This is a genomic window from Boseongicola sp. (assembly GCF_057460485.1).
Genome location: NZ_JBVCWP010000230.1, coordinates 1 through 6,201 on the forward strand (window position 1 = coordinate 1; position 6,201 = coordinate 6,201).

Below are 6,201 nucleotides of genomic sequence, written 5' to 3' on the forward strand. Positions count from 1 at the left end.
AGCCCCGATGCCGCAGGTGCGGTTTTGTCCGACCGGAGGGGTCAGTCTAAAAAATGCGTCGGAATATCTCGCGCTTCCTAACACGATTTGTGTCGGTGGGTCGTGGGTTGCGCCTAAAGACGCCGTTGTCGACCACGACTGGGCGCGGATCACGGCACTCGCACGGGAAGCCGCTGAACTTTAGGCGCGGGGTCGTCGTCCCGCCGCGCCACCACGCCGTCCCTCGTGCCCCGGTGGCACCAAGGCAGCCTTCAACACGCCTGTCATAGGGTGCTCGGGGAATTCCGCACCAAAGCGCCCCAATAATTTGCGCACAAACTCGCTACTATCGTGACCAATGGGCACACCGATTGCCCAATCGAGAAAGATCGAGCGGCACTCGGGCTCTCCGATCCCCTCGATCCGGTAGCTCTCGTAGATCAGGCCGCGCGGGTCGGCTGGGTCGTCTTGTCTTGGCATAGCGGCACCTCGTAGGCAGTCCGGGTCGGTCAGTCACGCTTCAGAAGTGGGTGGACCGACAGCCTTGTCAATAACCGCCGCAATCTGATCGGCGGTTTTTGCAATTTCCCGGCTTAAGGCCGCCACACTCTCCATCCCAATATCGCGCAGCAAAAACGCGCCTGCGCCTGCTCCGGTGGCGTCTGTGGTCAGTGGGTCCTTCGAGATCAAACGCGCCGCCGACTGAACTTGCCAATAAAGCTGTGCGGCATCCAGAAGCGTTTTTGCCTCGATGCTTGTCAAGGCAAAGACATCAATCGCAGCCCGCAATTGATCGCTCAGCGACCGCATCCCGGTTCCCGCCAACAGCGCTCCGGCTTGGGCAAAAAGCTCGATGTCTTGAAGTCGCCCCGGTCCTGTTTTGATATCAAGCGCCGCGCCACCTGGCTTGGCAATGGCAAGTCGCGCCCGCATCGCGGCGACATCAGAAAGGATGGTGGCTCGATCCCGCGGCGCGGCCAAAAGGCGCGCACGAAAATCAGTGATTTCCTGACCCAATGCAGTATTCCCCACAATCACACGTGCGCGGGTCAATGCCAGATGCTCCCATGTCCAGGCTTCGGTCTCTTGATAGGCTTGGAACGCCGCAAACCCGGTTGCTACCGGCCCCTGACGACCCGAAGGTCGCAGCCGCATGTCGACTTCATAGAGACGGCCCTCAGCGGTGGGCGCAGAAATCGCCGTCACAAGAGCTTGGGTCAGTCGGGCATAATAGGCCCGCGTAGCCAAGGGGCGGCGACCTTCGGAGGTCTCGACGCCATCGGCATCATAGACCACAATCAGATCCAAATCTGATGCTGCGTTAAGACGCTCGCCCCCAAGCGAACCCATGGCGATCACGACGGCACCACGACCCGGTTGTGTACCGTGTTTTTTGGCGAAACCATCGACGACATAGGGCCACAAAGCGCGTACCGCGGCCGTCGCCAAATCAGCGTATTGCTGGCCTGCGGTCTGTGCATCAATGACCCCGCGCAAATGATGCACCCCGATCCGAAAATGCCATTCCCGCGCCCAAACCCGCGCGCGATCAAGCCGCGCCTCATAGTCTCCAAGTTCGAGAAGTTCTCGCTCCAATGCCGCTACCAGCCCATCAGCTCCCGGCCAGTCCGAAAAGAACCCGCCGCCGATAACTGCATCAAAAACGACAGAATTCCGCGCGAGATATTGTCCAAGCCCGGGCGCTGTATCGACACTATCCACCACCAGATCGAGAAGCTGCGGGTTGGCCTCGAATAAAGCAAACAACTGCACACCAGACGGCAAGCCCGACAAGAACCCGTCGAAATGCACCAACGCTTCGTCTGGCCGTGCTGTTGCCGCAAGTCGCTCTAAAAGCACCGGCTCCATACGCTTAAACATCTCGACGGCCCGCTTAGATCTCAGGGCAGGATACCCAGGCCAACGCGCCGTAATCTCCGCATTGAAAGCAACACGTTTAGCATCGGTCTGCGAAGCTCGCGGCTGCTTGTCTGGCGCAAAGAATCCCTCCGTCAGATGATGCACCCGCGCGAACATATCTTCCAAGAATTTCGCATACTCCTGGCTGTCCTGCCCCGCAAGACAAGCAAGCCGTTGGAAATCGTCTGCGGTTGTTGGCAGGCAGTGGGTCTGTTGATCGGCGATCATCTGCACGCGGTGCTCGGCCTCGCGCAACGCCCGATAATCGGTTGTGAGTTGCTTGGCGTCGTCCGATCCGATCCAGTTTTTGGCCGCCAAGACGGCAAGCCCCTCGACCGTCCCACGAACCCGCAGTTCCGGATCGCGGCCACCCGCGATAAGCTGGCGTGTCTGGGTGAAAAATTCGATCTCCCGAATACCGCCTTGCCCGAGTTTCAGATCATGACCGAGATGCGAGGCGGACTTATGAAGCCCCTTGTGATCGCGAATGCGCAATCGCATGTCATGAGCGTCCTGAATGGCCGCAAAATCAAGATGACGCCGCCATACGAACGGACGAAGGGCCTTTAGGAACCGCGAGCCCGCGGCGATGTCCCCCGCTGCCGGGTGAGCTTTGATATAGGCAGCCCGCTCCCACGTGCGCCCAAGGGCTTCGTAATACCGCTCGGCCGCTTCCATTGAGATGGCAACGGGGGTGACAGAAGCATCCGGGCGTAACCTAAGGTCGGTGCGAAACACGTATCCTTCTGCCGTGCGCTCGCTCAGGGTTTGTGTCATCCGGCGCACCGCCCGCACAAAACTGGCGCGCGCTTCGGCGTAGTCATCAGGATCAAAGCGGGTTTCGTCATAGAGGCAGATCAGGTCAATGTCAGAGCTATAGTTGAGCTCTCCTGCACCCATTTTACCCATCGCTAAGACCGACAGACCGCCAGCCGTCGCAATATCGTCTTCTGACTGTCCAGGCAGTTTGCCACGGCGAATTTCCGTCGTCACAGCCGCCTTCAACGCACGATCCGTCGCCTCCGCTGCAAAATCAGTTAACAGGCCAGTGACATCCTCAAGCGTCCAGATGCCGCCAAGATCAGCAAGCGCGGTATAAAGGGCAACACGCCGTTTCAAACGACGTAATTCGACCGCAAGGCTGCTGTCTTGGGCACTGTGAGTTGCCACCATAAGCTCAGAACGCACAGTTTTAGGCGCCTTTTGAACCGCATCAACGAGCCACGCACCCTCGCGACGAATCAAATCTGCCAAATATGGCGATGACCCGGCCGCCCCAGAAATCAAGTCGACCAGCGGCCCCTTCGATAGCCCAAGACCAACCAACGCATCCTGTGCCCGTTCGCGATCATGAGGAATGGGCAGACGGGTTATATGCTGTGCGAGTGTCATGCGCCGACCAAAGCCCGCGCCCGCGTTGCGGTCAAGGCTCGCAACGTCAGTGTATTTTGATCTACATAGTTCGCAATTTCCGAAACACGGCGGAAACGGCTTTTACCACTCGAACATCGCACCGAACGGGGATGCTATGAGCAGGAGTGTAAAACGTGTCGCAGCCGCATTGGAGGCCGCGATCCTGAACACGCCGAATGAAACCCGGAGCACAGCCGCAGCCCCATAAGAGGCGAACTGCGAGATCAATCAAATTACAAAGTCGATCACTTTTCGCAGTGAGGTCCCGGGTCAAGTTATTTTGTTCATTCCAGCCGCGGGGAACCGCGTCGACCCAAGCAAAGCCGCCTTCGCCGCGGATGAACGACTGGGTCGTGCCGATGCAACGTTTGTGGGCACTCAAACCGGGTTTGCGATTGGTGGCGTCGCTCCGGTCGGCCACCTGAGCACGCCCAAGGCGGTTTTCGACTCAGCACTGCTTAAATTCGATTTTGTCTGTGCTGCCGCAGGCACTCGATACCAAGTATTGCCGATCCACCCGCAGGAAATACGCAAAATTTTAACTCGCAAGTATTTGGTTTTATTCAGTATATCAACTTAATGTAAAAAACATTTACATGCTCTCTTGAACCCGGGCGGATGCTCACCGATATGTGTGATGTGAAGAGCATTCACATTAACTGAAACACATGCATTGGAGCACATCAGATGACCACCGCCACTTTACACGCAGCCCCTGCCCACCGCGGCTCCTGGTATTCCCGGACCGAGCAATGGCTTGACGATCGCGGAAAAGGCGCCTGGATCGCTGCTATGGTACTTGGATTCATCTTTGTCTGGCCCATCGGCCTTGCGCTTCTTGCCTATATGATCTGGAGCAAACGCTTGTTTAACGGAAATTGCGCCCGTCGCACCCGCCACGCCCATGTCGATTTCAAATCCAGCGGTAACACCGCGTTCGATTCCTACAAGTCGGACACGCTGCGCCGTCTTCAGGACGAGCAGGATCACTTCGAACAATTCCTGGGACGTCTACGCGATGCGAAAGACAAGGCTGAGTTTGATCAGTTCATGGCAGATCGTGATAAACGCAAACCCGAAACCGATGGCGAGACTGTCGACGCCTAAACCCCTTATGATGGGCCGCACTTACGCGGCCCATCCTCCTTTTCGAAACACTCTATCAGGACCAAAATAATGCCCCTTCCTCATCCCGAAACACAGCCAGAGTTCTTCGAAGACGTTGTCTCAAAGCGCCTGATGGCTTGGATTGTAGACGTTGTTTTGATCTCGGCCATGACAGCGGTCCTGACGGTTTTTTCACTTTTCACCGCGCTTTTTGTCCTACCGCTTGTCTTTGCTCTCGTGGGCTTCATCTATCGCTGGATTGGTCTCACCCGTCATTCGGCAACTGTCGGCATGCGTCTGATGTCGGTTGAATTCCGCAAAGCTGACGGCGAGGATTTCGACAGCAGCACAGCATTTCTACACACAGCCGGGTATTATGCCTCGGTCGCGGTGTTTCCCGCACAGCTTGTCTCGATTGTTATGATGCTGATGAGCGAACGCCGTCAGGGCCTGACGGATACGGTTTTGGGGACCGCGCTTTTGAACATGCGCACTAGGTAATTTCACCAACATTAGGGTATTGGCGTAAAGCCAAGCAGTTGCTAACGTGATTTCGAAATAATTCAGGCGACCGCATGCGTCATTCCCTTCCGATTGCGCCACAGTTTTACGTGACTGCGCCCCAACCCTGCCCTTATCTTGAGGGCCGGATGGAACGGAAGTTGTTTACGGCCCTCCAAGGTGAATACGCCGAAAAACTCAACGATACACTTTCGAAACAAGGATTTAGACGTTCGCAGAACGTGCTCTATCGTCCATCCTGTGCCGAGTGTTCCGCCTGCCTTTCGGCGCGCATCCGGGTGGCGGATTTCAAGCCCTCGCGGAGCCAACGCAGAACTATTCGACGCAACGTGGAGTTGCGCCGAGAAGCCACCTCGCCCTGGGCCACCGAAGCGCAATATGCGCTTTTTCGTGCCTATCTGGACAGTCGACATGCCGACGGTGGTATGGCGGATATGGACATTTTCGAGTTCGCCGCGATGATCGAAGAAACGCCGATCCGTAGCCGGGTTATTGAATACACCGGCAAAGACGAGGACGGCGAAAAAGAGCTTGCAGCGGTCTGTCTGACGGATGTCATCGATGATGGCCTGAGCATGGTCTACAGTTTTTATGATCCAAAGTATGCGGGCTCCAGCCTTGGCACATATGTGATCATGGATCATATCGATATCGCCCGCGACGCCGGGCTTCCATATGTTTACCTTGGCTATTGGGTGCCCGGATCATCGAAGATGGGATACAAGGCAAAGTTTTCGTCGCTGGAAATCTATCACCGCGGTGAGTGGCGCGACATTGGTGATCCGGATCAGTACTCATCCGAGACCCATCCCTTGTCGACCGATCCGATCGCCGAGCAAGTGGCGCGGATCAATCTGCCGGACTCACGTCCGACCCGGACCTAAAGATTCCTGAAAATCTGTCAGAACACGCGGGATAAGGCCGACATTTCAGCGTGTCTGCCAGAACGAAAAAACCGCGCCTCAATGGCGCGGTTTGTCAAGTTCAGTTCGGGATCAGGTCCGGAATGATCGTGACCACACTTGGGAAGAACCACAAAATTGCCAAACCGAGCACCTGGATCAGCACGAAAGGGATGACCCCTCGATAGATGTGCTGCGTCGTGACCTCGGGCGGTGCCACCCCGCGCAAATAAAAGAGCGCGAAGCCAAAGGGCGGGGTCACCCAACCAACGACGACGTATCCCAGCACCACCATCATCATCAGTTGATGACTCTGCGGACGCAGAATTCGATTGGGAACCAAACTATGACGCCACAC

7 protein-coding genes and 1 pseudogene are annotated in these 6,201 nt (G+C 56.7%); 5 read left to right on the plus strand and 3 right to left on the minus strand.

The features are described from left to right. Window positions 1-184: pseudogene (locus AC221Y_RS18715) on the plus strand (keto-deoxy-phosphogluconate aldolase); the annotation flags it as partial. On the opposite strand, the gene AC221Y_RS18720 reads toward AC221Y_RS18715, so the two are convergent. Both AC221Y_RS18720 and AC221Y_RS18725 read right to left on the minus strand, forming a co-directional pair. Then, window positions 181-459 (minus strand): hypothetical protein, encoded by a 279-nt coding sequence (locus AC221Y_RS18720; RefSeq protein ID WP_299755931.1) that lies wholly within the window; start codon window positions 457-459, stop codon window positions 181-183. The pseudogene AC221Y_RS18715 and the gene AC221Y_RS18720 sit on opposite strands and share 4 nt — an antisense overlap. Before the next feature lie 33 nt (window positions 460-492). Beyond that, the gene (locus tag AC221Y_RS18725) at window positions 493-3,291 is read right to left on the minus strand and encodes a bifunctional [glutamine synthetase] adenylyltransferase/[glutamine synthetase]-adenylyl-L-tyrosine phosphorylase (RefSeq protein WP_486708015.1); all 2,799 of its coding nucleotides are present in this window, start codon (window positions 3,289-3,291) and stop codon (window positions 493-495) included. Window positions 3,292-3,535: 244 nt separating this feature from the next. Between AC221Y_RS18725 and AC221Y_RS18730 the strand changes: the two genes are divergently transcribed. From AC221Y_RS18730 to AC221Y_RS18745, 4 genes are all read left to right on the plus strand, one after another. Further along, a complete protein-coding gene (locus AC221Y_RS18730) occupies window positions 3,536-3,892 on the plus strand; it encodes a YbaK/EbsC family protein (RefSeq protein WP_486708017.1) in 357 nt (118 codons plus the stop codon). A gap of 107 nt (window positions 3,893-3,999) precedes the next feature. After that, on the plus strand, window positions 4,000-4,419 hold the full coding sequence (locus tag AC221Y_RS18735) for a DUF2852 domain-containing protein (RefSeq protein ID WP_299755925.1): 420 nt from the start codon (window positions 4,000-4,002) through the stop codon (window positions 4,417-4,419). Between the two features lie 69 nt (window positions 4,420-4,488). After that, window positions 4,489-4,920 (plus strand): RDD family protein, encoded by a 432-nt coding sequence (locus tag AC221Y_RS18740; protein ID WP_299755923.1) that lies wholly within the window; start codon window positions 4,489-4,491, stop codon window positions 4,918-4,920. Window positions 4,921-4,994: 74 nt separating this feature from the next. Further along, a complete protein-coding gene (locus tag AC221Y_RS18745) occupies window positions 4,995-5,825 on the plus strand; it encodes an arginyltransferase (protein ID WP_299755919.1) in 831 nt (276 codons plus the stop codon). A gap of 100 nt (window positions 5,826-5,925) precedes the next feature. Here AC221Y_RS18745 and AC221Y_RS18750 read toward each other — a convergent pair. Continuing rightward, window positions 5,926-6,201: TRAP transporter large permease subunit (locus AC221Y_RS18750; protein WP_486708016.1), on the minus strand; the 276-nt coding region annotated here is incomplete at its 5' end.